Origin of the sequence: Pseudomonas ogarae (assembly GCF_014268695.2) — a bacterium.
Taxonomy (GTDB): Bacteria; Pseudomonadota; Gammaproteobacteria; order Pseudomonadales; family Pseudomonadaceae; genus Aquipseudomonas; species Aquipseudomonas kilonensis.
Genome location: NZ_CP077086.1, coordinates 4726631 through 4753174 on the forward strand (window position 1 = coordinate 4726631; position 26544 = coordinate 4753174).

General features: G+C 61.4%; 15 protein-coding genes, 2 tRNA genes, 2 rRNA genes and 1 pseudogene (1 of these 20 running past the window's edge). 10 read left to right on the plus strand and 10 right to left on the minus strand.

Features of this window, described 5'->3' with window-relative positions; translation table 11 throughout:
• Nucleotides 1–8579, minus strand: partial view of a non-ribosomal peptide synthetase gene (locus tag HU749_RS20595; RefSeq protein WP_217870552.1) — the 5' portion only. The gene continues 4039 nt to the left of window position 1, outside the view; 8579 of the gene's 12618 nt are visible here — the first part of the coding sequence; it begins with the start codon at nt 8577–8579; its stop codon lies off the left edge, out of view.
• A gap of 286 nt (nt 8580–8865) precedes the next feature.
• Nucleotides 8866–9600: a thioesterase II family protein gene (locus tag HU749_RS20600; RefSeq protein WP_014337394.1), complete on the minus strand. Its 735-nt coding sequence runs from the start codon at nt 9598–9600 to the stop codon at nt 8866–8868.
• Nucleotides 9601–9787: 187 nt separating this feature from the next.
• On the opposite strand from HU749_RS20600, the gene tam reads away from it, so the two are divergent.
• The 4 genes from tam (at nt 9788) to HU749_RS20620 (ending at nt 14642) form a co-directional block, all read left to right on the plus strand.
• Nucleotides 9788–10558, plus strand: a complete 771-nt coding sequence (gene tam / locus HU749_RS20605; protein ID WP_079304993.1) for a trans-aconitate 2-methyltransferase — start codon at nt 9788–9790, stop codon at nt 10556–10558.
• 91 nt (nt 10559–10649) lie between these two features.
• Entirely contained in the window at nt 10650–11783 is a 1134-nt protein-coding gene (locus tag HU749_RS20610) for a cupin-like domain-containing protein (RefSeq protein WP_186652523.1), read from the plus strand.
• 242 nt (nt 11784–12025) lie between these two features.
• The gene (locus HU749_RS20615; protein WP_046063429.1) at nt 12026–12826 is read left to right on the plus strand and encodes an SDR family oxidoreductase; all 801 of its coding nucleotides are present in this window, start codon (nt 12026–12028) and stop codon (nt 12824–12826) included.
• Nucleotides 12819–14642, plus strand: coding sequence for a glycoside hydrolase family 15 protein (locus HU749_RS20620; protein WP_095962043.1), 1824 nt, complete (start codon nt 12819–12821; stop codon nt 14640–14642). Before HU749_RS20615 ends, HU749_RS20620 begins: the two co-directional genes overlap by 8 nt.
• Nucleotides 14643–14787: 145 nt before the next feature.
• On the opposite strand, the gene HU749_RS20625 is transcribed toward HU749_RS20620, so the two are convergent.
• Entirely contained in the window at nt 14788–15153 is a 366-nt protein-coding gene (locus HU749_RS20625; RefSeq protein WP_046065896.1) for a DUF6124 family protein, read from the minus strand.
• Nucleotides 15154–15703: 550 nt separating this feature from the next.
• Here HU749_RS20625 and HU749_RS20630 point away from each other — a divergent pair.
• On the plus strand, nt 15704–16081 hold the full coding sequence (locus HU749_RS20630; protein ID WP_057450182.1) for a hypothetical protein: 378 nt from the start codon (nt 15704–15706) through the stop codon (nt 16079–16081).
• Nucleotides 16082–16109: 28 nt separating this feature from the next.
• Nucleotides 16110–17012 carry an alpha/beta fold hydrolase gene (locus HU749_RS20635; protein ID WP_186652522.1) on the plus strand — a complete coding sequence of 301 codons (903 nt, stop codon included), beginning with the start codon at nt 16110–16112 and terminating at the stop codon, nt 17010–17012.
• On the opposite strand, the gene HU749_RS20640 is transcribed toward HU749_RS20635, so the two are convergent.
• Nucleotides 16981–17973 carry a GlxA family transcriptional regulator gene (locus HU749_RS20640; protein ID WP_186652521.1) on the minus strand — a complete coding sequence of 331 codons (993 nt, stop codon included), beginning with the start codon at nt 17971–17973 and terminating at the stop codon, nt 16981–16983. The genes HU749_RS20635 and HU749_RS20640 overlap by 32 nt on opposite strands.
• Before the next feature lie 99 nt (nt 17974–18072).
• Here HU749_RS20640 and inhA point away from each other — a divergent pair, with 99 nt between their 5' ends.
• Nucleotides 18073–18759 (plus strand): isonitrile hydratase, encoded by a 687-nt coding sequence (gene inhA, locus HU749_RS20645; RefSeq protein WP_186652520.1) that lies wholly within the window; start codon nt 18073–18075, stop codon nt 18757–18759.
• A gap of 225 nt (nt 18760–18984) precedes the next feature.
• Here inhA and HU749_RS20650 read toward each other — a convergent pair whose 3' ends face one another.
• Nucleotides 18985–19722, minus strand: a complete 738-nt coding sequence (locus tag HU749_RS20650) for an SDR family oxidoreductase (protein ID WP_186652519.1) — start codon at nt 19720–19722, stop codon at nt 18985–18987.
• 201 nt (nt 19723–19923) lie between these two features.
• Between HU749_RS20650 and HU749_RS20655 the strand changes: the two genes are divergently transcribed.
• Nucleotides 19924–20871 carry an AraC family transcriptional regulator gene (locus HU749_RS20655; protein ID WP_079304431.1) on the plus strand — a complete coding sequence of 316 codons (948 nt, stop codon included), beginning with the start codon at nt 19924–19926 and terminating at the stop codon, nt 20869–20871.
• Between the two features lie 292 nt (nt 20872–21163).
• Nucleotides 21164–21343 (plus strand): annotated as a pseudogene (locus tag HU749_RS29695) (hypothetical protein); the annotation flags it as partial.
• A 465-nt stretch (nt 21344–21808) separates the two neighbouring features.
• Here HU749_RS29695 and HU749_RS20665 read toward each other — a convergent pair.
• The gene (locus HU749_RS20665) at nt 21809–22267 is read right to left on the minus strand and encodes an SRPBCC family protein (RefSeq protein WP_079304435.1); all 459 of its coding nucleotides are present in this window, start codon (nt 22265–22267) and stop codon (nt 21809–21811) included.
• Nucleotides 22268–22409: 142 nt separating this feature from the next.
• Here HU749_RS20665 and HU749_RS20670 point away from each other — a divergent pair, with 142 nt between their 5' ends.
• A complete protein-coding gene (locus tag HU749_RS20670) occupies nt 22410–22811 on the plus strand; it encodes a lysozyme inhibitor LprI family protein (RefSeq protein ID WP_079304437.1) in 402 nt (133 codons plus the stop codon).
• Nucleotides 22812–22930: 119 nt separating this feature from the next.
• Here the strand turns inward: HU749_RS20670 and rrf are convergent.
• The 4 genes from rrf to HU749_RS20690 form a co-directional block, all read right to left on the minus strand.
• Nucleotides 22931–23046: ribosomal RNA gene (gene rrf / locus HU749_RS20675) — 5S ribosomal RNA — on the minus strand.
• Between the two features lie 155 nt (nt 23047–23201).
• A 23S ribosomal RNA gene (locus HU749_RS20680) occupies nt 23202–26093 on the minus strand.
• 242 nt (nt 26094–26335) lie between these two features.
• A tRNA-Ala gene (locus tag HU749_RS20685) sits at nt 26336–26411 on the minus strand.
• Between the two features lie 10 nt (nt 26412–26421).
• Nucleotides 26422–26498, minus strand: a tRNA-Ile gene (locus HU749_RS20690).
• Nucleotides 26499–26544 lie beyond the last annotated feature (46 nt).

Genomic DNA, 26544 nt, shown 5'->3' on the forward strand with positions numbered 1-26544 from the left:
TGCCGGGTGAGGTTTTTGTCCAGTGCCGTGCGAATCGTCACGGCTTGGCCCTGTTGCTGCCCGCCCTGGGGGTTGTCCCACGGCAAGCCCGCCGGGGCGCCGTGCAACTGCTGCTGCCAAAAGCCCAGTTCGGCCTGCAAGGGTGCGCTGGCAGCATAGTCCTGCAACGCGTCGGTCCAGGCGTTGACCGCGCTGGTCTTGGCCGGCAGTTGCAGCGCCGCGCCGGCGAGGGCCTGGCGATAAGCGCTTTGCAGGTCTTCGAACAGAATCCGCCAGGACACACCGTCCACCACCAGGTGGTGGACGATCAGCAGCAGCCGCTGCGTGCCATCGGCGAGGTTCGCCAGCAGCGCGCGGATCAGCGGCCCGCCCTCCAGTTGCAGACTGCGCTGGGCCTGGTTGCCCAGCACTTGCAGTGCGGCGAGATCGGCGACGTCGGCTTGCCAGAGCAGCGTGTCGGCGGCCTGCGCGTCGACGTCACGGTAACGCGCGGTCCAGCGTTCGCCCTGCTCGATGAAGTCCAGGCGCAAGCTGTCGTGGTGCACGACCAGTGCGTCCAAGGCCTGTTCCAGCGCCTGCGCATCCAGCGCCTGGGTCGGCTTGAGCATCACTGACTGGTTCCAGTGATGGCGGTCGGGGATCGGCTGGGTGAAGAACCACTGATGAATCGGCAGCAGTGCGGTTTCGCCGGTCGCGGGTTGCTGGTCGATCATTTGCAGTGGCGCGCCCGTCTGTACCACGGCGGCCAGGGCCTCGATGGTCTGGTGTTGGAACAGGTCCTTCGGCGTGAAGTGCATACCGACCAACCGAGCACGACTGACCACCTGGATCGAGACGATGGAGTCGCCGCCCAGTTCGAAGAAGTTGTCCCGCAGGCCCACTTGCTCGAGCTTGAGCACGTCCTGCCAGATCGACACCAGTTGCTGTTCCAGCGCACTGCGTGGTGCCACGTAGGTCTGCTGCAATTGACTGACGTCGGGCTTGGGCAGGTTCTTGCGGTCGAGCTTGCCGTTGGGGGTCAACGGCAGGCGATCGAGCAGCAGCAGATAAGCCGGGACCATGTGTGCCGGCAGGGTCGCCTTGAGCTGGTCACGCAAGTGCTCGGCGAAATCCTTTTGCACGGCTTCATTGGCCACCACGTAGGCCACCAGGCGCTTGCCGCTGCCAGCAGCACCTTCCTGGGCTACGACAACTGCTTCGCGCACGCCTTCAAGGGCTTGCAGGCTGGCTTCGACTTCGCCCAGTTCGATGCGGAAGCCACGGATCTTCACTTGATTGTCGATGCGGTCCAGGTAATCGAAAGTGCCATCGGCGCGTTGGCGCACCAGGTCGCCGGAGCGGTAGAGCAAGCCGCCGCTGCTGAACGGGTCGGCAACAAACCGCTCGGCCGTCAGGCCTGGACGGTTCAGGTACCCCCGCGCCAGGCCGCTGCCGCCCAGGTACAGTTCACCGGCCATGCCTTGGGGCAGCAGGTTCAAGTCGGCGTCGAGCACGTAGGCACTGCGGTCGCCGATGCGGCTGCCGATGGGCGCATAGGCGGCGCCGCACGCCACGTCGCGGCCAGCCTTCCAGATCAACGGGGTGACCACGGTTTCGGTCGGGCCGTAGCCGTTGATGATGTAGTCCGGGTCGAGGGCACGCTTGACCCGTTCGAAGCTGGCATTGGGCACCGCATCGCCGCCGAAGCAGTAGATGCGTACCTTCGGCGGGTTGCCCTCGCGCTCGGCGTGTTCGGCCAGTTGTTGCAGGTACACCGGCGGGAACGCCACCACTGTCACGCCGTGTTCGCGCATCGCGTTGTAGGTCTGTTCCGGGGTCCACAGGCTGTCATCGCGAATCAGCAGCGAGGCGCCGTGGGTCAGGCTGGTGAGCCAGCGTTCATGGGCACCGTCGAAGGCGAACGACATGAAATGGAATTCGCAGTCGCTGTCGCGCATTTCATAGCGCTCACCGATGGCCTGGCAGTGCATCGCCAGCGGACCGTGGGCCACGCTCACGCCTTTCGGGTTACCAGTGGAACCGGAGGTGTAGATCACGTAGGCCAGGTTCTGCGGATCGATACGCACGGCTGGGGCGTTGCTCGGTTGCGAGCTCAGGTCCAGGCGATCGAGTTCCAGCACCTGGTCGACACCCTCCAGCGGCAGCTGCGCCGACACCCGGGAGTCGGTGAGCAACAGCGCCAGCCCGGAATCCTCGATCAGGTACGCCAGGCGCTCCCGTGGGTAACTGGTGTCCAGCGGCACATAGGCGGCGCCGGCCTTGAGCACCGCCAGCAGTGCGACGATCACCCCTTCGCTGCGCGGCAGGGCTACGCCAATGCGGGTTTCCGGGCCCACGCCACGGGCAATCAGGGCGTGCGCCAACTGGTTGGCCCGCCGGTCGATCTCGCCATAGCTGAAGCGCTGGCCGTCGAAGATCACCGCCGTGCTCTGCGGTTTCAGCGCCGCCAGATGGGCGATGCGCTGATGCACGGCAATGTCGGTCGGGTATGGCTGCGGGTGGTTGGCAGCCTGTTGCGCCCTGTGCTCCTCTTCACTGGCCAGGGCGATCTCGCCGAGGCGACGCTCGGCGGATTCGGCAAACCGCTCCAGCAGGAGCAGCAGTTGCCCACTCAAGCGCTCAATGGTTGCAGTGCTGAAATGCGCCTGGTCGAAACTCATGTGCAACGCCAGCGTCTCGCCCAAGGTCACGCCCAGGGTCAGCGGGTAGTGGGTCTGATCCTGGTTGGCGACTTCGCCGAACACCACGCCTTGGGCGGTGCCGTGTTGCAACGCTGCGGAAATCGGGAAGTTCTCGAACACCAGCAGGCTGTCGAACAGCGCTCCCCCGCCCTGCCCGGCCCAGCGCTGGATGCTCGCCAGCGGCGTGTGCTCGAACTCGCGCAGGCTCAGGTTCTGCGCCTGTACGGCGGCCAGCCAGGCAGCGACGGTCTGGTCCGGACGCGAGCCGGCGATCACCGGCAAGGTGTTGATGAACAGGCCGACCTGTTGTTCGATGCCAACCAGCTCTGCCGGCCGCCCGGCCACGGTGGTGCCAAATGCCACGCAGTCGCTACCGGTGTAGCGCTGCAACAGCAGCAGCCACGCCGCTTGCACCAGGGTATTGACGGTGACTTTCTGCTGGCGGGCGAACGCGTTGAGACGATCAGTGCCCGACGCATCCAGACGGAAATGCCTGAGCGCATGACCGCTTTCGCTGCGCATCTCGCCACTCGCCGCAGCGGCGTTCGCCAGTACAGTCGGCTCCTGGAGATCGGCCAGTTGCCCCCGCCAGAACGCTTCGCTGAGCGCGGCGTCCTGGCGCTGCAACCACTGGATGTAATCGGCATAGCGGCTGACCGGGCGCGGCGGCTGTTGACCGGCATAGCGTTGCAGGACTTCGCCGAGCATCTGCGCGCTGCTCCAGCCATCCATCAGGATATGGTGGTTGGTGAAGATCAGGTGATGACGCTCATCGCTCAGTTGAATCAGCGTGACCCGCAGCAGCCCGGCCTGGGTCAGGTCGAAACCCGTGGCCAGGTCAGCGGCAATGAAATCCTTGAGGGCCAGGGCGACGTCATGGCGCTCGCGCCAATCGAGCACGGTGTAGGGCAGCGTCAGACGACGGTGGATGACCTGCAACTGTTGCTGCAACTCGCCCTGCCAGATGAAGCCGCTGCGCAGGATCTCATGGGCGTCCAGGGTCGCCTGCCACGCCGCGCGGAAACGCTCGGGGTCCAGGTCATCGACATCCACGCACAATTGGTTGATGTAGGCACCGGTGCCCTGCTCGTACAGGGTATGAAACAGCATGCCTTGTTGCATCGGCGACAGTGGATAAATGTCTTCGATGGCGGCAGCGGGCACTGGGATCGCGTCCAACTGCGCCTGGGTGATGCGCGCCAGCGGGAAGTCCGACGGCGTGGTGCCCATGGAGGCGGCCGAGCAGCAATGGCCGATCAGTGCTTCCAGTTCGCGGGCATAGTCATCGGCCAGACGGGCGATGGTCGCCTCGTTGAATTGCTCAAGGCTGAACGTCCAACGCAAGTCGAGCTCGCCGTCGTAGACCTGGCCTTCGACACTGAGCCAGTTATCCAATGGCGCATCAAGGCTCTGCTCGGAGCCGGCACTTTCCCCCGCCGGGCTGAACAGCGCCCCCTCCCGGGCATCGAAACTGCCGTCGAACTGGCCGAGGTAATTGAAGGTGATGCACGGCAATGGCAAGGCCTTGAGACAGGCTTGCGCCGCATCGTCGCCGAGGTAGCGCAGCACACCGAAACCGATGCCCTTGTTCGGGATCGCCCGCAGTTGCTCCTTGATCTGCTTGATCGCGGCGCCCACGCCATCGGCCGGGGTCAGCCGCACGGGGAACAGGCTGGTGAACCAGCCGACCGTACGGGTCAGGTCGACGCCTTTGAACAACTCTTCGCGGCCATGGCCTTCGAGCTGGATCAAGGTGTCGGCATGCCCGGTCCAGCGACAGATCACCCGCGCCAGGGCGGTCAGCAGCAGGTCGTTGACCTGGGTGCGATACGCCGCGGGAGCCTGTTGCAGCAGCTGTTGAGTGAGGATTTTGTCGAGACGGCTGTGCAGCACTTTGGCGTAACGGCTTTGCCGGCTGCCTTGGGGGTTATCCCACGGCAGATCCACTCCCGCGCCTTGCAGTTGTTGCTGCCAGAACGTCAGTTCGGCCTGAACGTTTTCAGTGCTGGCATAGGCCTGCAGATGTTCGCCCCAGGCCTTGTAGGCGCTGGTCTTGGCCGGCAGCTTGATGGCGGCGCCGACGCTGGCCTGTTGATAAGCCCGTTGCAGATCTTCCAGCAGGATGCGCCACGACACACCGTCCACGGCCAGGTGGTGCACGGCCAATAACAGGCGCTGGCTGCCATCGGCCACGCTCGCCAGCACCGCACGCAGCAGCGGGCCATTGTGCAGGTCGAGGCTGCACTGGGCCTTGGCGCACAAGTCTTGCAGCTCAGCGGCGCTCAGGTTGTCCGCTGTCCACAACAACTCAGGGTCGACCGCGATCGGCGCCACCTCGGCCCGCCAGCCCGCCGGAGTTTCGACGAAGCGCGAACGCAAGGCATCGTGATGCGCCAACACTGCGTTGAGGGCCTGCAGCAGCGCCGGGGCCTGCAACGGTAGATGGCTGCGCAACAAGACGGCCTGGTTCCAGTGGTGACGCTGGGCAATGGCGTCCTCGAAAAACACCTGCTGGATGGGCAGCAACGGCTGTTCGCCGCTGACCGGCCCCTGATCGATCTGCAGCCCGCTGCCGCCCTGTTGCGCGACGCTCGCCAGGCCTTGCACGGTTTGATGCTGGAACAGGTCACGGGGGGTGAAATGGATCCCGGCCTGCCGCGAGCGGCTGACCACCTGGATCGAGATGATCGAGTCGCCACCCAGCTCGAAAAAGTTGTCGGTCAAGCCGACCTGTTCAAGCTTGAGCACGTCCCGCCAGATGGCCGCGATACCTCGCTCCAGTTCGCTGCGGGGGGCGATATAGGCCTGCTGCAACTGGCTGGCATCCGCTGACGGCAAGGCCTTGCGGTCGAGCTTACCGTTGGGGCTCAACGGCAATTGCGCAAGGAACACCAGTTGGGTCGGCACCATGTAATCCGGCAGAAGCTCCTTGAGTTGCGCCTTGAGGGTTTCCCGCGCAGCGCCCTGCTCATCAGCCGAGGCTGACACCAGCGAAGTGTCGTTGGGCACCACATAACCCACCAGTTGCAAGCTGCTGCCACCCTGCACCGCCAGTACGACGGCTTCACTGACCGCCGCAAGTTCCAACAGGCGTGCTTCGACCTCGCCCAGCTCGATGCGCAAGCCGCGGATCTTCACTTGATGGTCAACGCGGCCCACGTATTCGATTTCGCCCAAGGCATTGAAGCGCGCCAAGTCGCCGGTGCGATACAGGCGCGCACCGCTGGTGGAAAACGGATCGGGGATGAAACGTTCGGCGGTCAAGGCCGGGCGCTGAAAGTAACCACGCGCCAGCAGCTCGCCGCCAATCAGCAGCTCGCCGGTCACTCCCACCGGCGTGGGCGCCAGGTGTGCATCGAGCAGATAGGTATGCCGGCCTGGAAGCGGTTGACCAATGGGCAAGGTCAGCGGCAGCGGCCGGCGATTGAAGACGTAATCGCTGCAATCAAGGGTGGTGGCCGTGACCGTGGCTTCGGTCGGGCCGTAGGTGTTGAGCAGCTTGACCTGCTCCAGCCCGGCCCGGCGCCAGGCCTGCACGCCTTCGGGCGGCATGGCTTCACCGCCGCTGTGCACCTGGCGCAGCGCCGCATAGTCACGCGGCCCGACAGCGGCGAACTCCTTGGCAATCATGTTCCAGTAGGCAGTGGTCAAGTCCATGACCGTGATGCCCTGCTCGACGATCTGGCGGTACAGGGTTTCGCTGTCCCATACCTCGTTGCCGCGCAGCACCACCGAGGCGCCGCAGGTCAACGGGCCGAACAACTGCTCGCCAAAGGCATCGAAGTTGAACGTCGCGAATTGCAGCACGCAGTCGGCGCTGTTCAAGCCGTAATAGTGCTGCGAGGCAAACGCATGCTTGCTCAGCGCGCCGTGGCTGATACCGACGCCTTTCGGGCGCCCGGTCGAGCCGGAGGTGAACATGACGTAGGCCAGGCTGTCGGCCCACACCTTGCGTTGCAGGTTGCCTGGCTCGGCGCTTTCCCAGGACTCGGCCTGATCCAGGCACAGGCAACGCACGCCGTCAGGCACAGGCAGTCGTTCAAGCAAATGGCTTTGGCTCAGGAGCAAACGGCTGGCGCTGTCTTCGATCATGAATCGAAGGCGATCCACCGGGTACTGGGGGTCCAGCGGCACGTAGGCACCGCTGGCCTTGAGCACGGCAAGAATGGCCACCACCAGGTCCACGCTCCGGTCGACAGCGATGCCCACCAGCACGTCAGGACCGACCCCCGCCGCCACCAATGTGCGCGCCAGGCGGTTGGATCGGGCATTGAGCTGGCCATAGCTCAATCGTTGTCCATCGCAGATCAAGGCGATGGCATCCGGGCTACGTTCAGCTTGGGCCTCGAACAGTTCATGCACCGGGCGCTCACTCGGCCAGCTCGTGTCGTGGCGCGCCCACTCTGTCACCACCTGCCGATAGTCGGCCGGCGCCAACAACGCCAGCTCGCCGACGCGCTGCTGCGGGTCGTTGACGATGTTGCGCAATAGCAGCGTCCAGTGCCGAGCCATGCGCTCGATGGTGTCGGGGTTGAACAAGTCACTGGCGTAGGTGAACGCCGCATGCAAGTGCCCGCCCTTTTCGTAGGTATCCAGGCTCAAGTCGAACTGGGTGCTGCGGGTTTCCCACTCGATGACGCCCAGCTCCAGACCGCTGCCGACTTTCAGCGTGGTGACGTCGGCCACTTCCGGCTGGTGGTTGTACATCACCTGGAACAATGGGTTGTAGCTCAGGCTGCGCTCAAGCTTCAGCGCCTCGACCAACCGTTCGAAGGGCAGATCCTGGTGGGCCTGGGCGCCGAGGGCGGTTTCCTTGATGTCACGCAACAGGTCGCCGAGGCGAGTCTGGCCGTCCAGTTGCACCCGCAATACCTGGGTGTTGACGAAGAAACCGATCAGCCCTTCGATTTCCCGGCGGTTGCGGTTGGCGATCGGGACGCCGACCCGCAAGTCGTCTTGCCCGGTATAGCGGTGCAGCAGGATATTGAAAGTCCCCAGCAGCAGCATGAACAACGTGACCCCATGCTGGCGGGCAACGCCGCGCAGTTGCTCGACCAGCGCGGCGTCCACCACGTGTTCCAGGCGACGACCGCGATAGCTCGGCAACACCGGGCGCGGATAGTCGATGGGCAGCTCCAGCACCGGATGCTCATCGCCCAGCTGCGCTTGCCAGTAATCGAGTTGACGCTGCAGCTCCCCCGCTTCCAGCCAGCGCCGCTGCCACAGGGCGTAGTCGCTGTACTGGATCGGCAAGTCGGCCAACTGAGGTTCCACGCCCGCTTCATGGGCGTCATAGCAGCGGATGAATTCATCGATCAGCACGTTCATCGACCAACCGTCGGAGACGATGTGGTGCAAGGTCAGCAGCAGCACGTGCTCCTGATCATCGAGCTTGAGCAGTTCGACCCGCAGCAAGGGGCCGCTGGACAGGTCGAAGGGCCGCAGTGATTGTTCCTCGGCGGCCCGACGCACTGCCTGCTCGCGCTCGGCTGCCGGCATGGCGCTGAAATCCATGTGCTCGATCACCAGCGGCGCGTCGGTCGGCACTTGCAGGAGGCTGTCGTCGGCCTGGCACTGGAATACCGTGCGCAGGGTTTCGTGACGGGCCACCAGGCTGGCGAAGGCTTGCTCCAGCGCCGGCAGGCTCAACGTGCCCTTGAGCCGCACCGCTCCCGGCAGGTTGTAGGCGCCGCTGTCGGGCTCCAATTGCCAGAGAAACCACATGCGCTGCTGGGCATAGGACAACGCCTGGCGATCCTCGGCCTCGACGCCCCGGGGGATGGGAAAACCGCTGAACTCCACGCCCTCCTTGTCCAACGCGGCCAGGAACATCCGGCGCTTGTCCAGGGGCAACCCGATAAACCGGCGAGCAAGTTTCAAGGCGTCTTCAGCATTCATTTCTGGGGTATCCGGAATCAGTGGGCACAAGGCACAAAGGCAAGTCGTCCCTATGAAACGAATGCAAACCGGAAAAATTAGCGTTTGAGAACAAGTGTCAGAAAGGAAGAAACCCGTGGCGAGGGAGCTTGCTCCCGCTCGGCTGCGCAGCAGTCGTAAACCGGCTGATGCGGTTTACCTGGACTACTGGGCCATTTCTTTTGAGGTGTCTATGCCGTCTCTTTGGGGCGGCTTCGCCGCCCAGCGGGAGCAAGCTCCCTCGCCACAAAAACGGGTCTTGAGCAAATTATGCGCTGATGGCCAACCCATGCCGCCGATGATGCACGCTCAACTGATCCTTGATCAGCCGCAGCACCTTGGCTTCGTGCTCGTGAATGAAGAAGTGCCCGCCCGCCAGCATGTCCACCGAGAAGCTGCCCGTGGTTTCCTGGCGCCAGCCCATCAGTTGCTCCGTGGTGGCCTTGTCGGCCGTGCCGCCGAACACGTGCACCGGACAGTTGAGCAGCGGCCGCTGCCGCGGTTGGAAGCGTCCACACAGCAGAAAGTCTGCCCGCAGGACCGGCAAGGTCAAGGCCATCAGCTCTTCATTGGCCAGGATCTCCTCGCTCGTACCGTTGAGGGTGCGCAGTTGCTCGATCAGTTCAGCATCGGTTTTCGGCTCGGCGAAACCGCGATCATAGTCGGCGCGCATCGTCGGTGCCGCGGTGCCGGACGCAAACAGCGCCACCGGTTCCGGGCAGCCGAGCTCACGCAGGGCATGGCCGATCTCGCAGGCCAGCAGCGCGCCCAGGCTATGACCGAACAAGGCGTACGGGGCCTGGAGCGTCGCGGACAACTCCCGTGCCAACTGCATCGCCAATAGCCCCATGTCAGTGTGCAGCGGCTCGTCGAAGCGCGCTCCGCGTCCGGGCAGCTCCACCGGCTGCACGTGCAGCCACTGCGGCAACGTGCGCCGCCAGCGGCTGTACACCATCGCGCTGGCGCCGGAATAAGGCAGGCACAGCAGGGTCAGTTGGGTCACTGCGGTTTTCTCCGATCGGTCGTGTAGGGAAGATAACGAAATCGTAACCCATGGAATTAGTCAAAACCGTGACGTTCGCTACGTTGTGGGAGCAAGGCTTGCCCACGATGAACGATAACGCGGTTCATCTTCCCACCCGACCTTATACTGGCGATACCTCGATTACTGCACCACACAGGAGAACGCCATGGGCTGGTCCGCCAAGCAATACGTCACCTTCGAACAGGAACGCACCCGTCCGTCCCGGGACCTGCTCGCCGCCATCCCCCCCACACAGGCCCGCTCGGTGATCGACCTGGGGTGCGGCCCGGGCAATTCCACCGAGCTGTTGGTGGAACATTTCAGCGGTGCCACGGTGCGCGGCCTGGACAGCTCCAGCGACATGGTCGAGGCCGCACGCAAACGCTTGCCCGCCGTGCCGTTCGACACTGCCGACATCGGCCAATGGGATGAGCCCGGGCCGTTCGACGTGATTTTCGCCAACGCCGTGCTGCAATGGCTACCTGACCACGCCACCCTGCTGCCCTCGCTGGTGGACAAACTCGCTCCCGGTGGCAGCCTGGCAATCCAGATGCCCGACAACCTGCACCAGCCCTCCCACCGCTTGATGCGGGAAATCGCCGCCAACGGGCCTTGGGCCAGCCAACTGGCCGCGGCGGCTGATTCGCGTACCGAGATGGCGGATGCCAGCACCTATTACTCGATCCTCAAGCCACACTGCAGCCGCGTCGATGTGTGGCGCACCACTTACCATCACCCCTTGGCCGGCGGTGCCGCAGGCGTGGTGGAATGGTTCAAGGGCAGCGCCTTGCGGCCGTTTCTCGAGCCGCTGGACGAGGCGCAACGCGAACAGTACCTGGCTCGCTACCTCAAGGCGATCGAACAGGCTTATCCAGCCCAGGACGATGGGACGGTGCTGCTGCCGTTTCCCCGGGTATTCATGGTCGCGACGCGCTAGGGCGACGGTCGATGACGCAGCGATGGGGCCTAAATTTCTGATCCAGGCCCTCGTTACCTGCTAAGACCAAAAACCCGCAAGAGTGACCGCCGTGGACCTGCAAACCATCCTGGGCAAGCTGTTCGCCAATGCCGGCGCCGTTGGTATCGAAGGCGTCTTCCAATTCGTGTTCGGCCCGCACCAGGCGTACTGGTCCGAGGTCAAGGCCAGCAGCCGCACCGAGGCGGGCCGCCACACCAGCCCCGACGTCACCATCGAGGTGGCGGAGAAGGATTTCCTCGGGATCATGGCCGGCATGGCCAATGTCGAGGAACTGTTCGCCAGCGGGCGCCTGAAGATCGGCGGCAACATGGGCCTGGCGACGTTGCTGCCGCAGATCATCGACCATGCCCGGCATGGCGGTGGCGTGGTGGAAAAGGTCGACATGAACAAGCGCTACCCCACCCCATCGCGCTTCAGCGAAAAACTCACCGCCCGCCTGCCGACCCAACGCAGCGTCGAGCGTCGGCCTCGCAGCGAGCTGTCGGTGCAGGAGTTTCAAGCGCGCTATCTGCCCCACGGCATTCCGCTGGTCATCAGCGATGCCTTGCAGGACTGGCCGTTGTTCAAGCTCAGCCGCGAAGAATCCCTGGTGCATTTTGCCGAGCTGCAAGGCATCACCCGCCACGGCGACTACGTGAAGAAGACCTTCTCCACCGAGCGGGATTTCCGCTCCACGTCCATGGCCGACTTCATCGCCTCCCTCGACAGCCCGGCGACCAAGGGCGCCGACGGCGAACCACCGGCCTACATGGGCAACAACCTCCTGCCGGCCCAACTGATGGAGCAGATCAAGTACCCGCCCTACTTCGACCCCTCGCTGTTCATCCCGCCGCGCATCTGGATCGGCCCCAAGGGCACCCTGACGCCGCTGCACCGCGACGACACCGACAACCTGTTCGCCCAGGTCTGGGGCCAGAAAACCTTCACCCTCGCCGCGCCTCACCACCGCGAAGCCCTGGGCACCTGGTCCACCGCGCCCCAAGGCGGGCTGGACGGCTGTGATTTCAACCCGGACGCGCCGGACTACCAACGCTTCCCCCACGCCCGCGACGTGACCTTCATGCGCGTGACATTGGAGGCAGGGGATTTGCTGTTTTTGCCGGAAGGCTGGTTCCATCAGGTGGAGTCGGTGTCGACGTCGTTGTCGGTGAATTTCTGGGTGAATTCGGGGCGGGGTTGGTAACAACCGACCTGAAGCAACATTCTTTGTGGCTGGAGGATTGTGGGAGCAAGGCTTGCCCGCGATGAAGGCAATGCGGTCTTTCAGAAATCGAGTCGCCTGTTTCGCGAGCAAGCTATGCTCCCACAGTCCCCTTGCCACAGGTTTGTGTTTGGACCTGGAATATGAAGACCGCTTCACCCAAATGAACTCTGCACGCCTCACGCGAGTCAGCAGGTAAGGCCCTCCGTTCAAGGTGCTAGACCATGCAGATATCCCTCGCCCGACAGGTTGCCCTGGTCACCGGCGCCAGCTCCGGCATTGGCGCAGGCGCGGCCAGGGCGTTGGCAGACGCGGGTGCCGCGGTGGTACTCAACTACCACTCCAGCGCCGGCCCGGCCGAAGCGCTGGCCGGTGAAATCAACGCCACCGGCGGCCGCGCCATCGCTGTCGGGGCCGATGTGTCGAAGGAGCCGGACGTCGAGCGGCTGTTCGCCCAGACCCTCGAAGCGTTTGGCGCGCTGGACATCCTGGTCGCCAACTCCGGCCTGCAAAAAGACGCCGCCACCGTCGACATGCGCCTGGAAGACTGGAACACCGTGATCGGCACCAACCTCACCGGCCAGTTCCTCTGCGCTCGCGCCGCCCTGCGGATTTTCACCCGCCAGGGCATTCGCCACGGCGTGTCCCGGGCCGCGGGCAAGATCATCCACATGAGTTCGGTGCACCAGCGCATTCCCTGGGCGGGCCACGCCAATTACGCCGCATCCAAGGGCGGGGTCGACCTGCTGATGCAGAGCCTGGCCCAGGAAACCAGCCACCAACGCATCCGCATCAACAGCATCGCCCCCGGCGCCATCCGCACGGCCATCAACCAGGACGCCACCGAAGGCGAGCAAGAACAGAAACTGCTGGAGCTGATTCCTTACGGTCGCGTCGGCGCTGTGGAGGACGTCGCCAACGCGGTGGTCTGGCTGGCCTCGGACTTGTCCGATTATGTGGTGGGCACCACGCTGTTCATCGATGGCGGGATGAGCCTTTATCCGGGGTTTCGCGGCAATGGCTGATCATGACGAACCGCAAAGCCCCATCGAGAACCACGGCATCATCGGCGACATGCGCAGTGCCGCGCTGGTCAATGACCGAGGCAGTGTCGACTTTTTCTGCTGGCCGGAATTCGACAGCCCGTCGATCTTCTGTTCGCTGCTGGACACTCCGGAAGCGGGAATTTTCCAACTCGCACCAGACCTGCCGAACGCCCGCCGCCAACAAATCTACCTGCCCGACACCAACGTGCTGCAAACCCGCTGGCTGAGCGACGGCGCCGTGGTGGAAGTCACCGACCTGCTGCCCATCGGCGACAGCGAGGATGATTTACCGGTGCTGATGCGCAAAGTGCACATGACCGTCGGCAGCGCGACGTTTCGCATGCGCTGCGCGGTGCGGCATGACTACGCCCGGGCCGCCACCACTGCGCGCCAGGACGCTGCCCACATCTGTTTCGAGGCGCCGGGGCAACCGAGCCTGCGCTTATGCTCCGACCAGCCCATGACGCTGGACGGCAATGCGGCGATGGCCGAATTCACCCTGGCGCAGGGCCAGAGCGCCGAATTCCTGCTGGGTGGCATCGACGACCCGCGGCTACAGGACGATGTCAGCGCGATTTGCCTGGAACGCACCCTGGCGTTCTGGCGCGGCTGGATCGCCCAGTCCACCTACCGGGGACGCTGGCGGGAAACGGTCAACCGCTCGGCCCTGGCGCTGAAGCTGCTGACCTCGCGCAAACACGGCGCCATCCTCGCCGCCGCCACCTTCGGCCTGCCGGAAACCCGCGGCGGCGAGCGCAACTGGGATTACCGCTACACCTGGATCCGCGACGCCTCGTTCACCGTCTACGCGTTCATGCGCCTGGGCTTCGTCGAAGAAGCCAATGCCTACATGCGCTGGCTGCGCGGGCGGGTCAGCGACTGCTGCGATCAGCCGACCAAACTCAACATCCTCTACGGTCTGGACGGCAGGCTGGAACTGCCGGAAACCGAGCTGCCGCACCTGAGCGGCTTCGGCAATGCGCGACCGGTACGCATCGGCAACCTGGCCTACCAACAGGTGCAGTTGGACATTTTCGGCGAGCTGATGGACGCGGTTTACCTAGTCAACAAATACGGCGAAGCCATCTCCCATCAAGGCTGGAAACACACCGTCGATGTGGTCGACCAAGTGTGCAAGGTCTGGCAGGACAAGGATGTGGGTATCTGGGAAATGCGCGGCGACAAACAGCATTTTCTGCATTCGCGGCTGATGTGCTGGGTCGCCGTCGATCGTGCCATCCGCCTGGCCGAAAAGCGCTCCCTACCCGCCCCGTTCGCCCGCTGGGACGAGACGCGCCAGGCCATCTACCAGGACATCTGGACAAACTTCTGGAACGACGAACATCAGCACTTCATCCAGCGCCTGGGCAGCACCGCCCTGGACGGCTCGATGCTGTTGATGCCGCTGGTGCGCTTCGTCAGCGCCCGCGACCCGCGCTGGCTCTCGACACTCGATGCCATCGAAAAAAACCTGGTGCGCGACGGCATGGTCTATCGCTACCGCAACGACGACAGCCCCATCGACGGCCTCAGCGGCATCGAAGGCTCATTCGCGGCCTGCTCGTTCTGGTACGTCGAATGCCTGGCCCGCGCCGGCCGCGTGGAAAAAGCCCAGCTGGAGTTCGAACAACTGCTGCGCTACGCCAACCCGCTGGGGCTCTACGCCGAAGAATTCGACAGCCACGGCTACCACCTGGGCAACACTCCCCAAGCCCTGACCCACCTGGCGCTGATCAGCGCGGCGAGCTTCCTGGATCGCAAGTTGAGCGGGGAGAAAACTCATTGGCAGCCGTGAGCTGAGTTGCCCTTCAGACTGGGCACAGTCCCTGTGGCGAGGGAGCTTGCTCCCGCTCGACTGCGCAGCAGGCGCAAAAATCTTGGGGTCGCTTCGCAACCCAGCGGGAGCAAGCTCCCTCGCCACAGGGAAAGTGGTGTGCTGGCTATTGCGTTGAATCGGCCAATTCGAGGTCATCCAACGCACGGTTGGCCAACAATTTGGCCAGCTCGATCAACTGCTGAATCCCCAACGCAACATGCCGCCGGGAACCTTCCAGATCGAACGTCAGGTCACTGACCAGCGCATCAGCTGAGGCCAGGGTTTCGCTGAGAGTGGTCAGCACAGATTCGGTGTTGAGGCCGGGGACCACGGTGAAAACCTGGCCGTCCTGAGTGTCGGGTTTGGGTGGGGTGGGCGACAAATGGATATTCAACGCCCGATCGGCGGCTTCGCGGAGTTTTTTTGAATCGAGGGTGGTGTAGGCAGAGAGGTCTTCGGCGCGTGGAGGGTTGGGGGTGATCTTGACCATGATGTGAATCTCCATTCGAAAGTGGAGTTCGCCATTTCCGCGACCAAGCAGAGGGGTGGCGAACTGTACGCAGGTTGGTCGACCAGGGAATGGAAACCCGGCAGGGCCCGAAGCCCTCCCACGCACAGTCAGCCATAAAGCAGACAGCCGCTCGCGCGGCACCGTGCGCCATTCTAAACCCGGGCGACCAAACCCAGTCGCTGATTTTGCAGCGACGAGCAAAGCCTATCCCCGCTATTTCCTAACCGGCAACCGCCGCGACTCGTCAGAAAATTCCGGTTCGCCTATTTTTTTGTAGGAACACAACCCCGTGGCGAGGGAGCTTGCTCCCGCTCGACTGCGCAGCAGGCGCAAAATTTCCCTGACACAAGGGGGTCGCTTCGCAACCCAGCGGGAGCAAGCTCCCTCGCCACAAGAGCATTGCAGTACCCGCTTCCCATTTATCGTTACGTCCCGTTTCGAGTTGCCAGCCCCCCAAACCCCTCCTAAGATCGATGCTCTCACGGGTGCAGCGGAGCTGCCCGATAAAAACCCGACTCAAGGACCTGACATGACCCATATCAAACGCCCCATCACCACCCCACCCCGAACAGGCCTGACCCGCGAAGACCTCTGGGAGAGCCAGGACCGGGGCCTGATTAAATGCTGGGAAATCGGCCGCGACCGCGCGGTGAAGTTTCCCGAACTGGCGCAACGCTGCCTGGCCGGTGAATTGCCGGTACTGGGCTGGAAAGGTGGCGTCAGCCGCAGCCTGAAGAAAAACGAAAAATTCGGCTGTCTCAAGTATCTCGCCCAATGGCAGGGCCTGCGCGGTGAAGACCTGGACATCGACCTGACCCAGGAGCGCACCCTCACCTGTTCCAGCACGAACATGATCGTGACATTCACGCCGGATCGGGCCAAATACGTGAACCAGGAACCCGCCTGATCGCAATCGGGTAATGCCGGAGGCCAACATGAACCTCGATCCCAAGGTCAACTTCGCCGTGACGCCGCTGTTGCGCATCGCCTACGAAGAACACGGTCCCGCCAGCGGCGAACCCATCATCCTGCTGCACGGTTTTCCTTACGACCCCAGGGCTTTCGATGATGTTGCGCCCGCCTTGGCCGAGCGCGGCTACTGGGTCATCGTGCCCTACCTGCGCGGCTACGGCCCGACCCGGTTCAACAACCCGACCATCCTGCGCTCCGGCCAGCAAGCGGCGCTGGCCCAGGACCTGCTGGACCTGATGCACGCACTCTCCATCCCTCGGGCGGCGCTGTGCGGCTACGACTGGGGTGGTCGGGCGGCGTGTATCGTCGCAGCGCTGTGGCCCGAGCGCGTTCACTGCCTGGTGACCGGCGACGGCTACAACCTGCAGGATATTCCCCGCTCCACGCAGCCGCTGGACCCGGAAACCGAACATCGCCTGTGGTACCAGTACTATTTCCACACGGCGCGGGGCGTCGAGGGCTTGACCCAGAACCGACGTGAACTGTGTGAGTTGCTCTGGCGCCTGTGGTCACCGACCTGGAAACGTGGCGCCGAACTGTACCCTCTCAGCGCCGTGTCGTTCGACAACCCGGACTTCGTCGACGTGGTGATCCACTCCTACCGTCATCGCTTCATGTACGCACCGGGTGACCCGACGCTGGAGTGGATGGAGGAACGGCTGGTGGCACAACCGGCCATCAGCGTGCCGAGCATTTCCCTGTGCGGCGCCGACGACGGCGTGGGGCCCGCGCCGGAACACGACGAAGACGCCGAACATTTCACAGGTTTTTACGAGCGCCGCGTGCTGGCCGGTGTCGGCCACAACATCCCACAGGAAGCCCCCGAGGCGACGCTCAAGGCATTGCTGGATCTGCTTGAGGGCTGACGGCGAACCGCTCGCGATAGGCCTGTGGCGTCACCCCCATGGCCCGCAAAAAGCTGCGGCGCAGAGTTTCCTCACTGCCGAAGCCACATTGCACCGCCACCCGCTTGATCGACACAGCGGTGTCGGACAACAGGCGGCGAGCGGTTTCCACGCGAATCAACTCCACCGCCCGCGCCGGAGTCTGGCCGGTGTCGGCGCGGTAGTGCCGCACAAAGCTGCGTTCGCTCATGCCCATCTCGGCGGCCAGGCTCGACAGGCCCAGGTCACGGGTGAGATTTTCGGCGATCCAGGCATGCAGGTCATCAAACCGACTGCCCTGCTTTTGCAGCGACAACGTCACGCTGAACTGCGATTGCCCGCCGGGACGCTTGAGAAACACCACCAGGTGCCGGGCGACCTCCAGCGCCACCGCGCGGCCCAGGTCTTCCTCCACCAGCGCCAGGGCCAGGTCGATGCCGGCCGTGACCCCGGCCGAGGTCCAGACCGGACCGTCGTTGATGAAAATCGGGTTGGGTTCGACCCGCAACTGCGGATGCTGCTCGGCCAGTTGTTCGCAGCGGGTCCAGTGTGTCACCACGCGCCGCCCGTCCAGCCAACCGCTGGCGGCCAGCAGGAACGCCCCGGTGCACACCGACGCCACCCTTCGTGAACGCAGGCCGTGCTCCTTGACCCAGGCCACCAGCGCCGGATCCTTCGCCGCTTCGTACACGCCCCAGCCACCGGCGATCAACAGCGTGTCGCTGCCTTCGCTCGGCAGCGGCTCGGCTAACAGCGCCAACCCCGCTGAGGACATCACCGCCCCGCCACCCACAGCGATGACCTTGGGCGTGTAGGGCAACGGCAGGCCTTGCTGGCGGGCCAGGTCGTTGGCCGAGGCAAACACCTGCAAAGGCCCGGTGACATCCAGCACTTGCACGTTGGCGAAGGCCAGCACATGAACGGTTTTCGGTGGGTTGGGCATATTGGCGTGATTCGTGGGTTTATTGGCGTATACGCCAGAGCCTACGGATCTAAAGTAAAACCGTCCACCCCTCGGGCATCATCCAAAGGAGCACGCGACATGACGCTGCAGATCGGTTTGCTGTTATTCCCCCAAGTCCAGCAGTTGGACCTGACCGGCCCTTATGACGTACTGGCCTCGTTGCCAGACGTGAAGGTCCACCTGATCTGGAAGGACCTGGCGCCGGTCACTGCCAGCACCGGGCTGGTGTTGCTGCCCACCACCACGTTCGAGGACTGTCCGAAGCTCGACGTGATCTGCGTTCCCGGCGGGACCGGCGTCGGGCCCCTGATGGAAGACGAGCAGACGCTGACCTTCATCAAGCGGCAGGCCGCCGAGGCGAAATACATCACGTCCGTGTGCACCGGTTCGCTGGTGCTGGGTGCGGCGGGCCTGTTGCAAGGCAAGCGCGCCACCACCCATTGGGCCTATCACAGCCTGCTGCAAACCCTGGGCGCGACACCAGTCAAGGATCGCGTGGTCCGCGATGGCAACCTGCTCACCGGTGGCGGCATCACGGCCGGGATCGATTTTGCCTTGACCCTGGCGGCCGAACTGTTCGACCAGGACACCGCCGAACTGGTCCAACTGCAGCTCGAATACGCCCCTGCCCCGCCGTTCAACGCCGGCAGCCCGGACACCGCACCGACGCGCGTCCTGGAAGAAGCCCACCGGCGTACCGCAGAGTCGTTCCGGGTGCGCTCGCAGATCGTCCAACGTGCTGCGGCGCGGTTGGAACGGGCGTAGCGATAAGCCCCCAGCCAGGCATAGCTGGGCTGGGCTGTGGGAACTGAGCTCATCTGTGGGAGCAAAGCTTGCTCGCGAAACAGGCACCTCTATTTCTGGAAAGACCGCATCGCCTCTATCGCGGGCAAGCCTTGCTCCCACACAGCAGGGCCCGCCACAGAGCGCAGGTTTCCCTCATGGCGATACCACTCGCTCATGAGGGTTTTCCTGTCGGGTCAACTCGATTCAGAACGGGCTGGCGGTGGGGCGCACGATCAGTTCGCTGACGTCCACATCCGCCGGTTGTTCGATGGCGTAGGCGATCGCCCGGGCGATGGCTTCGGCGGGAATGGAGATCCTGCGGAACTCGCGCATTTCGGCACGGCCACCTTCATCGGAAATGCTCTCGGCCAGTTCCGATTCGGTCACGCCAGGGGAAATCACCGTCACACGCACATCTCCCCCGACTTCCTGGCGCAAGCCCTCGGAAATCGCCCGCACGGCAAACTTGGTGGCGCAATACACGGCGGCAGTCGGACTGACGGCGTAGGCACCGATGGACGCGATGTTGATGAACTGGCCGCTGCGCTGGCGCTGCATCAGCGGCAGGCCGGCGGAGATGCCGTGGAGCACGCCACGGATGTTGACGTCGATCATACGGTCCCACTCCTCGACTTTCAGCGCCTCGAGCTTGGAGAGCGGCATGACCCCGGCATTGTTGATGATCACGTCGACCCGACCGAATCGCTCGACAGCAAAGTCGATCAGTTGCTGGACATCCTCGCGGCGGGTCACGTCCACGGCTTTGCAGACCGCCTGCTGGCCGATGGTTTCGAGTTCTTGCACCAGTGTTTGCAAACGATCGATGCGCCGGGCGCCAAGCACGACACGAGCACCGCGAGCCGCGAGCAACCGCGCCGCGGCTTCACCAATCCCGCTGCTGGCGCCGGTGATGACCACTACTTTGTTTTGAATATCGGACATGATGGTTCCCTCGTCTGGATGTGTTGCCCCGGTGGGAGCGTTTTGACAGGTCCAGATTAGGGAACCGACCTTTGCCTGGGTTAGCCGGATCCTCCTGCGCACTTGCACGATCCTGTGGCGATAAAACCGACTCTGGCCGACAGCCGCGCAATCGGCTTTACTAGCGCGGTCCACTCAATTTGGCCTGGGAGATTGATCGGCATGTCGGTATCCACGTCCATCCACATTGCGCCAGACGAAGGCGTCAGCCAGCGCCGCGCCGAACTGGCGAGCCTGATGAAGCGCTTTGCGCCGGAATACGGCGTCCACCCTACGGCCATCGAGGCCTTGCACCTGATCCGTAGCGACCAGCCGACCGAAGCCCTGCACACCGTGCACAAGCCTGGTTTATGCGTGATTATCGAGGGACGCAAGGAAGTGCGCCTGGCGGACGAATGCTACGTGTATGACCCGCTCAATTACCTCGTCGTCTCAGTGACCCTGCCGCTGGCCGGACAGGTAATTGAAGCCAGCCCGGAGCGCCCCTACCTGTGCATCCGCCTCGACATCGACCCGGCACAGATCTGCCGCCTGATTGCCGACGCCAGCCCTATCGGCGTGCCGGCCGAAAGAACCGGACGCGGGTTGTTCCTGGACCGTATCGATGCGCCATTACTCGACGCGCTGTTGCGCTTGTTGCGGCTGTTGGACAGCCCGGACGATATCGCCACGCTCGCGCCGTTGGCCCAACAGGAGATTTTCTACCGGCTGCTGCGTGGCACCCAAGGCCAGCGCTTGCACGAAATCGCCATTCCCGACACCCAGACCCATCGCATCAGCCGCGCCATCGAGTGGCTCAATACCCATTACGCCGAACCGCTGAGCATCGACAGCCTGGCACAAATGATCAATCTCAGCCCTTCGGCGTTGCATCACCGCTTCAAAGCCGTGACCGCCATGAGCCCACTGCAATACCAGAAACAACTGCGCTTGCAGGAAGCCCGACGGTTGCTGTTGGCAGAGAACAGCGACGTTTCGTCAATCGGCTACAAGATGGGGTATGAAAGCCCTTCGCAGTTCAGCCGTGAATACAGCCGTCTATTTGGCGCCTCCCCGAGCAAGGACATCGCCCGTTTGCGTGCCCAGGCGCTGCAAACCAGTAGCGCCTGATCCTGCACACAAACAGGATCAGGCAAAACCAGAACAGTATCCGTCTAACGCCCGCCCCCGCCTCGCCCCTAATCTGAACCCATGCAGCAAGACAACCGTCGCCGCTGCAACGGGTTCAGCAGATCACGATATCTGAACGACCCGGCACTCAACCCTTGATATGACCGGAGTCTTTACCATGAAAACGTTCAACACCTTGATTGCCGTTACCACCTTCGCCCTGAGCGTCAGTGCGTTTGCCCTGCCGAGCCAGCAGCAAGACCGTTTCTTTACCCAGGCTGGCGATTACCAGCAGCCTGTGGCCGCTGATGGTGCGGATCGGACGCCTGGAGGGCAGACCCTGGCTGCCGATGGTGCGGACCGGACGCCTGGGGGTCAGACTCTCGCTGCCGATGGCGCGGACCGGACGCCGGGAGGCCAGACCTTGGCTGCCGATGGCTCCGACCGCACCATGACACGGCACTTGGCATGATCAGGTTACTTTTTCACAGACGAAAAAAAACCCGCCTAGGCGGGTTTTTTGAGGACCAATTTGACTCCCTGTCCGGCATTCCATGCCTGGTCCAATCATCCATGACCCCGAGCACTCCCTGTACCCAGTGGATGAACATAGATTAGGCCCAACGGTATCGTGGAAAAAGACGAGAAAGCAGCAACGATGTGTAAGCGTTTCGCTATAGGGCGCTTTTCTGACTTTTTAACGGGCGAAAAAAAACCCGCCGAAGCGGGTTTTTCCAAGACCATTACGACTCCCTGTCGATAGCCAATCCTTGCATGGTCGATCGTCCCTGATCCTGAGCACTTCCTGTGCTTCAGTGGATGAGTCCAGATTACGCCTCGGATCCAAAGTGAAATAGACGACATAGCTACCATTTCATGTAAGACATTCGCTATACCTACCCTTCCGAAAACCCTTAGCCCCATCCGCCGGCCAAGCTCAAGACTTGCTCAGGAACGCTTCAATGTTGGCCATCTGCTCGTCCCAGCCACGACTGTCCATGCGAAAAGCCTTGAGCCGGCGAGCTTCAGGAATTTTGTTGAAACCTGACTCCACGACTTTGAGTAAGGTGCCGCCGTCCATGTCTTCGAGTTCGAATTGCACCCGGGTTTCGGACTCTTGGGAATAATCCATTTGCGGCTCGACAGCGTACGGGTGCCAGCGAAACGAGAAGACCCGCTCGGGCTCAACCCGCTCCACCGCTACGTCCCAGATGAGGTGTTCGTAACCTGGGTAAGTGATTTGCCCTTGGGTACGCTCCCCTGCCACAAACCGTTTCCCCTCAAGGGCGACACCGAACCATTGGCCGAAAGCTTCGGCATTGGCCAGGGCTCGCCAGACATGAGAGCGCGGAGCCTTGAGCAGGATCTTTCTTTCAATGCGGTCGGATGAATGCATGGGTCACCTCCTGTGTTTCAACAGTAGGCTTGTAAGACCACAAGGCCAACCAGAAAGTTGTATCAGGATCGCCTTCTTTAAAACTGCATGGAGCGATGTAAACTCACCCGGCGTTTTCAACCCCCTCAAGGAGAGACCAAACATGTCCTCGCGCTTGCTTCTGGCCCTGATGCCGCTGCTTTTCGTCACTGTTGCCCAGGCCGACGACTGCGCCGACGCCACCACTCAAGGCGAAATGAACCAATGCGCAGCCAAAGAAAACAAGGCCGCCGACAACGAGCTGAACAGCTTGTACAAGCAGATCACCGCACGCCTGAAGGACAACCCGGAGGCCAAGCAGATGCTGGTCAAGGCGCAGCGTGCCTGGATAGGCTTCCGTGACGCCGAATGCAATTTCTCCGCCTCCGGGGTCGAGGGCGGTAGCGTCCACCCGCTGATCTACAGCAACTGCATCACCGCCCAGACTAAAGCCCGGGTCGAGGCATTCAAGACCTATCTCAAGTGCAAGGAAGGGGATCTGAGCTGCCCAGTACCCGAGGCTTAAGGGCCCGGATGCAAAAAAGGATGACCTCTACAGGTCATCCTTTTTTTGGCCAAAGCTTTTTATTGCAGGAAAAAACAAAACCCCTACCTGCATCAGCAGATAGGGGTTTCGGAATTTAATCTTGACGATGACCTACTCTCACATGGGGAAACCCCACACTACCATCGGCGATGCATCGTTTCACTGCTGAGTTCGGGATGGGATCAGGTGGTTCCAATGCTCTATGGTCGTCAAGAAATTCGGGTACTGAGTCGTGGCCAGTCGGCCTCGCTTCAGCAAATTGGGTATGTGATAGCTTCGGTGTTTTGTGAGATTCGAACTTTCGGTTCGTTTCGTCTTCACACACCGCAATCTGGTCTCTTTCGAGTTCACAAATTGCTTGGGTGTTATATGGTCAAGCCTCACGGGCAATTAGTACAGGTTAGCTCAACGCCTCACAGCGCTTACACACCCTGCCTATCAACGTCGTAGTCTTCGACGGCCCTTCAGGGGACTCAAGGTCCCAGTGAGATCTCATCTTGAGGCAAGTTTCCCGCTTAGATGCTTTCAGCGGTTATCTTTCCCGAACATAGCTACCCGGCAATGCCACTGGCGTGACAACCGGAACACCAGAGGTTCGTCCACTCCGGTCCTCTCGTACTAGGAGCAGCCCCTCTCAAATCTCAAACGTCCACGGCAGATAGGGACCGAACTGTCTCACGACGTTCTAAACCCAGCTCGCGTACCACTTTAAATGGCGAACAGCCATACCCTTGGGACCGGCTTCAGCCCCAGGATGTGATGAGCCGACATCGAGGTGCCAAACACCGCCGTCGATATGAACTCTTGGGCGGTATCAGCCTGTTATCCCCGGAGTACCTTTTATCCGTTGAGCGATGGCCCTTCCATACAGAACCACCGGATCACTAAGACCTACTTTCGTACCTGCTCGACGTGTCTGTCTCGCAGTCAAGCGCGCTTTTGCCTTTATACTCTACGACCGATTTCCGACCGGTCTGAGCGCACCTTCGTACTCCTCCGTTACTCTTTAGGAGGAGACCGCCCCAGTCAAACTACCCACCATACACTGTCCTCGATCCGGATAACGGACCTGAGTTAGAACCTCAAAGTTGCCAGGGTGGTATTTCAAGGATGGCTCCACGCGAACTGGCGTCCACGCTTCAAAGCCTCCCACCTATCCTACACAAGCAAATTCAAAGTCCAGTGCAAAGCTATAGTAAAGGTTCACGGGGTCTTTCCGTCTAGCCGCGGATACACTGCATCTTCACAGCGATTTCAATTTCACTGAGTCTCGGGTGGAGACAGCGCCGCCATCGTTACGCCATTCGTGCAGGTCGGAACTTACCCGACAAGGAATTTCGCTACCTTAGGACCGTTATAGTTACGGCCGCCGTTTACCGGGGCTTCGATCAAGAGCTTCGCGTTAGCTAACCCCATCAATTAACCTTCCGGCACCGGGCAGGCGTCACACCCTATACGTCCACTTTCGTGTTTGCAGAGTGCTGTGTTTTTAATAAACAGTCGCAGCGGCCTGGTATCTTCGACCGGCGTGGGCTTACGCAGCAAGTGCTTCACCCTCACCGGCGCACCTTCTCCCGAAGTTACGGTGCCATTTTGCCTAGTTCCTTCACCCGAGTTCTCTCAAGCGCCTTGGTATTCTCTACCCAACCACCTGTGTCGGTTTGGGGTACGGTTCCTGGTTACCTGAAGCTTAGAAGCTTTTCTTGGAAGCATGGCATCAACCACTTCGTCACCCAAAGGGTAACTCGTCATCAGCTCTCGGCCTTAGAATCCCGGATTTACCTAAGATTCCAGCCTACCACCTTAAACTTGGACAACCAACGCCAAGCTGGCCTAGCCTTCTCCGTCCCTCCATCGCAATAACCAGAAGTACAGGAATATTAACCTGTTTTCCATCGACTACGCTTTTCAGCCTCGCCTTAGGGACCGACTAACCCTGCGTCGATTAACGTTGCGCAGGAAACCTTGGTCTTTCGGCGTGGGTGTTTTTCACACCCATTGTCGTTACTCATGTCAGCATTCGCACTTCTGATACCTCCAGCAAGCTTCTCAACTCACCTTCACAGGCTTACAGAACGCTCCTCTACCGCATCACTTGCGTGATACCCGTAGCTTCGGTGTATGGTTTGAGCCCCGTTACATCTTCCGCGCAGGCCGACTCGACTAGTGAGCTATTACGCTTTCTTTAAAGGGTGGCTGCTTCTAAGCCAACCTCCTAGCTGTCTAAGCCTTCCCACATCGTTTCCCACTTAACCATAACTTTGGGACCTTAGCTGACGGTCTGGGTTGTTTCCCTTTTCACGACGGACGTTAGCACCCGCCGTGTGTCTCCCATGCTCGGCACTTGTAGGTATTCGGAGTTTGCATCGGTTTGGTAAGTCGGGATGACCCCCTAGCCGAAACAGTGCTCTACCCCCTACAGTGATACATGAGGCGCTACCTAAATAGCTTTCGAGGAGAACCAGCTATCTCCGAGCTTGATTAGCCTTTCACTCCGATCCACAGGTCATCCGCTAACTTTTCAACGGTAGTCGGTTCGGTCCTCCAGTTAGTGTTACCCAACCTTCAACCTGCCCATGGATAGATCGCCCGGTTTCGGGTCTATTCCCAGCGACTAGACGCCCTATTAAGACTCGCTTTCGCTACGCCTCCCCTATTCGGTTAAGCTCGCCACTGAAAATAAGTCGCTGACCCATTATACAAAAGGTACGCAGTCACCCAACAAAGTGGGCTCCCACTGCTTGTACGCATACGGTTTCAGGATCTATTTCACTCCCCTCTCCGGGGTTCTTTTCGCCTTTCCCTCACGGTACTAGTTCACTATCGGTCAGTCAGTAGTATTTAGCCTTGGAGGATGGTCCCCCCATATTCAGACAAAGTTTCTCGTGCTCCGTCCTACTCGATTTCACTTCTAAGATCCTTTCGCGTACAGGGCTATCACCCACTATGGCCGCACTTTCCAGAGCGTTCCGCTAAAATCAAAGAAGCTTAAGGGCTAGTCCCCGTTCGCTCGCCACTACTAAGGGAATCTCGGTTGATTTCTTTTCCTCAGGGTACTTAGATGTTTCAGTTCCCCTGGTTCGCCTCTTGCACCTATGTATTCAGTACAAGATAACCATCTTATGATGGCTGGGTTCCCCCATTCAGACATCTCCGGATCAAAGTCTGTTTGCCGACTCCCCGAAGCTTTTCGCAGGCTACCACGTCTTTCATCGCCTCTGACTGCCAAGGCATCCACCGTATGCGCTTCTTCACTTGACCATATAACCCCAAGCAATCTGGTTATACTGTGAAGACGACATTCGCCGAAAATTCGAATTTCTCAACTAAGAGAACTCACAAATTTTACCTTAGCCTGATCCGTTACCAGTGAAAGTAACGTCCAGTCTATCTTTCTATCACATACCCAAATTTTTAAAGAACGATCTAATCAAAAGACTAGAAATCAACATTCACCATCACCTTGATGGAATGCTCATTTCTAAGCTTTCAGAAGCAGTTTATGGTGGAGCCAAGCGGGATCGAACCGCTGACCTCCTGCGTGCAAGGCAGGCGCTCTCCCAGCTGAGCTATGGCCCCATTACAAAATTGGTGGGTCTGGGCAGATTCGAACTGCCGACCTCACCCTTATCAGGGGTGCGCTCTAACCAACTGAGCTACAGACCCAATTTCGAGCTTGTAACTGTTAGCCATGAGCTATCAGCTTGGAGCT

Excerpts from the sequence above, each read along its gene's own strand:
- tam (WP_079304993.1), top strand. The coding sequence starts at position 9,788 with ATGGGCTGGTCCGCCAAGCAATACGTCACCTTCGAACAGGAACGCACC.
- HU749_RS20650 (WP_186652519.1), bottom strand. The coding sequence starts at position 19,722 with ATGTCCGATATTCAAAACAAAGTAGTGGTCATCACCGGCGCCAGCAGC.
- HU749_RS20665 (WP_079304435.1), bottom strand. The coding sequence starts at position 22,267 with ATGCATTCATCCGACCGCATTGAAAGAAAGATCCTGCTCAAGGCTCCG.
- HU749_RS20625 (WP_046065896.1), bottom strand. The coding sequence starts at position 15,153 with ATGGTCAAGATCACCCCCAACCCTCCACGCGCCGAAGACCTCTCTGCC.
- HU749_RS20630 (WP_057450182.1), top strand. The coding sequence starts at position 15,704 with ATGACCCATATCAAACGCCCCATCACCACCCCACCCCGAACAGGCCTG.
- HU749_RS20670 (WP_079304437.1), top strand. The coding sequence starts at position 22,410 with ATGTCCTCGCGCTTGCTTCTGGCCCTGATGCCGCTGCTTTTCGTCACT.
- HU749_RS20635 (WP_186652522.1), top strand. The coding sequence starts at position 16,110 with ATGAACCTCGATCCCAAGGTCAACTTCGCCGTGACGCCGCTGTTGCGC.
- HU749_RS20655 (WP_079304431.1), top strand. The coding sequence starts at position 19,924 with ATGTCGGTATCCACGTCCATCCACATTGCGCCAGACGAAGGCGTCAGC.
- HU749_RS20620 (WP_095962043.1), top strand. The coding sequence starts at position 12,819 with ATGGCTGATCATGACGAACCGCAAAGCCCCATCGAGAACCACGGCATC.
- inhA (WP_186652520.1), top strand. The coding sequence starts at position 18,073 with ATGACGCTGCAGATCGGTTTGCTGTTATTCCCCCAAGTCCAGCAGTTG.
- HU749_RS20640 (WP_186652521.1), bottom strand. The coding sequence starts at position 17,973 with ATGCCCAACCCACCGAAAACCGTTCATGTGCTGGCCTTCGCCAACGTG.
- HU749_RS20615 (WP_046063429.1), top strand. The coding sequence starts at position 12,026 with ATGCAGATATCCCTCGCCCGACAGGTTGCCCTGGTCACCGGCGCCAGC.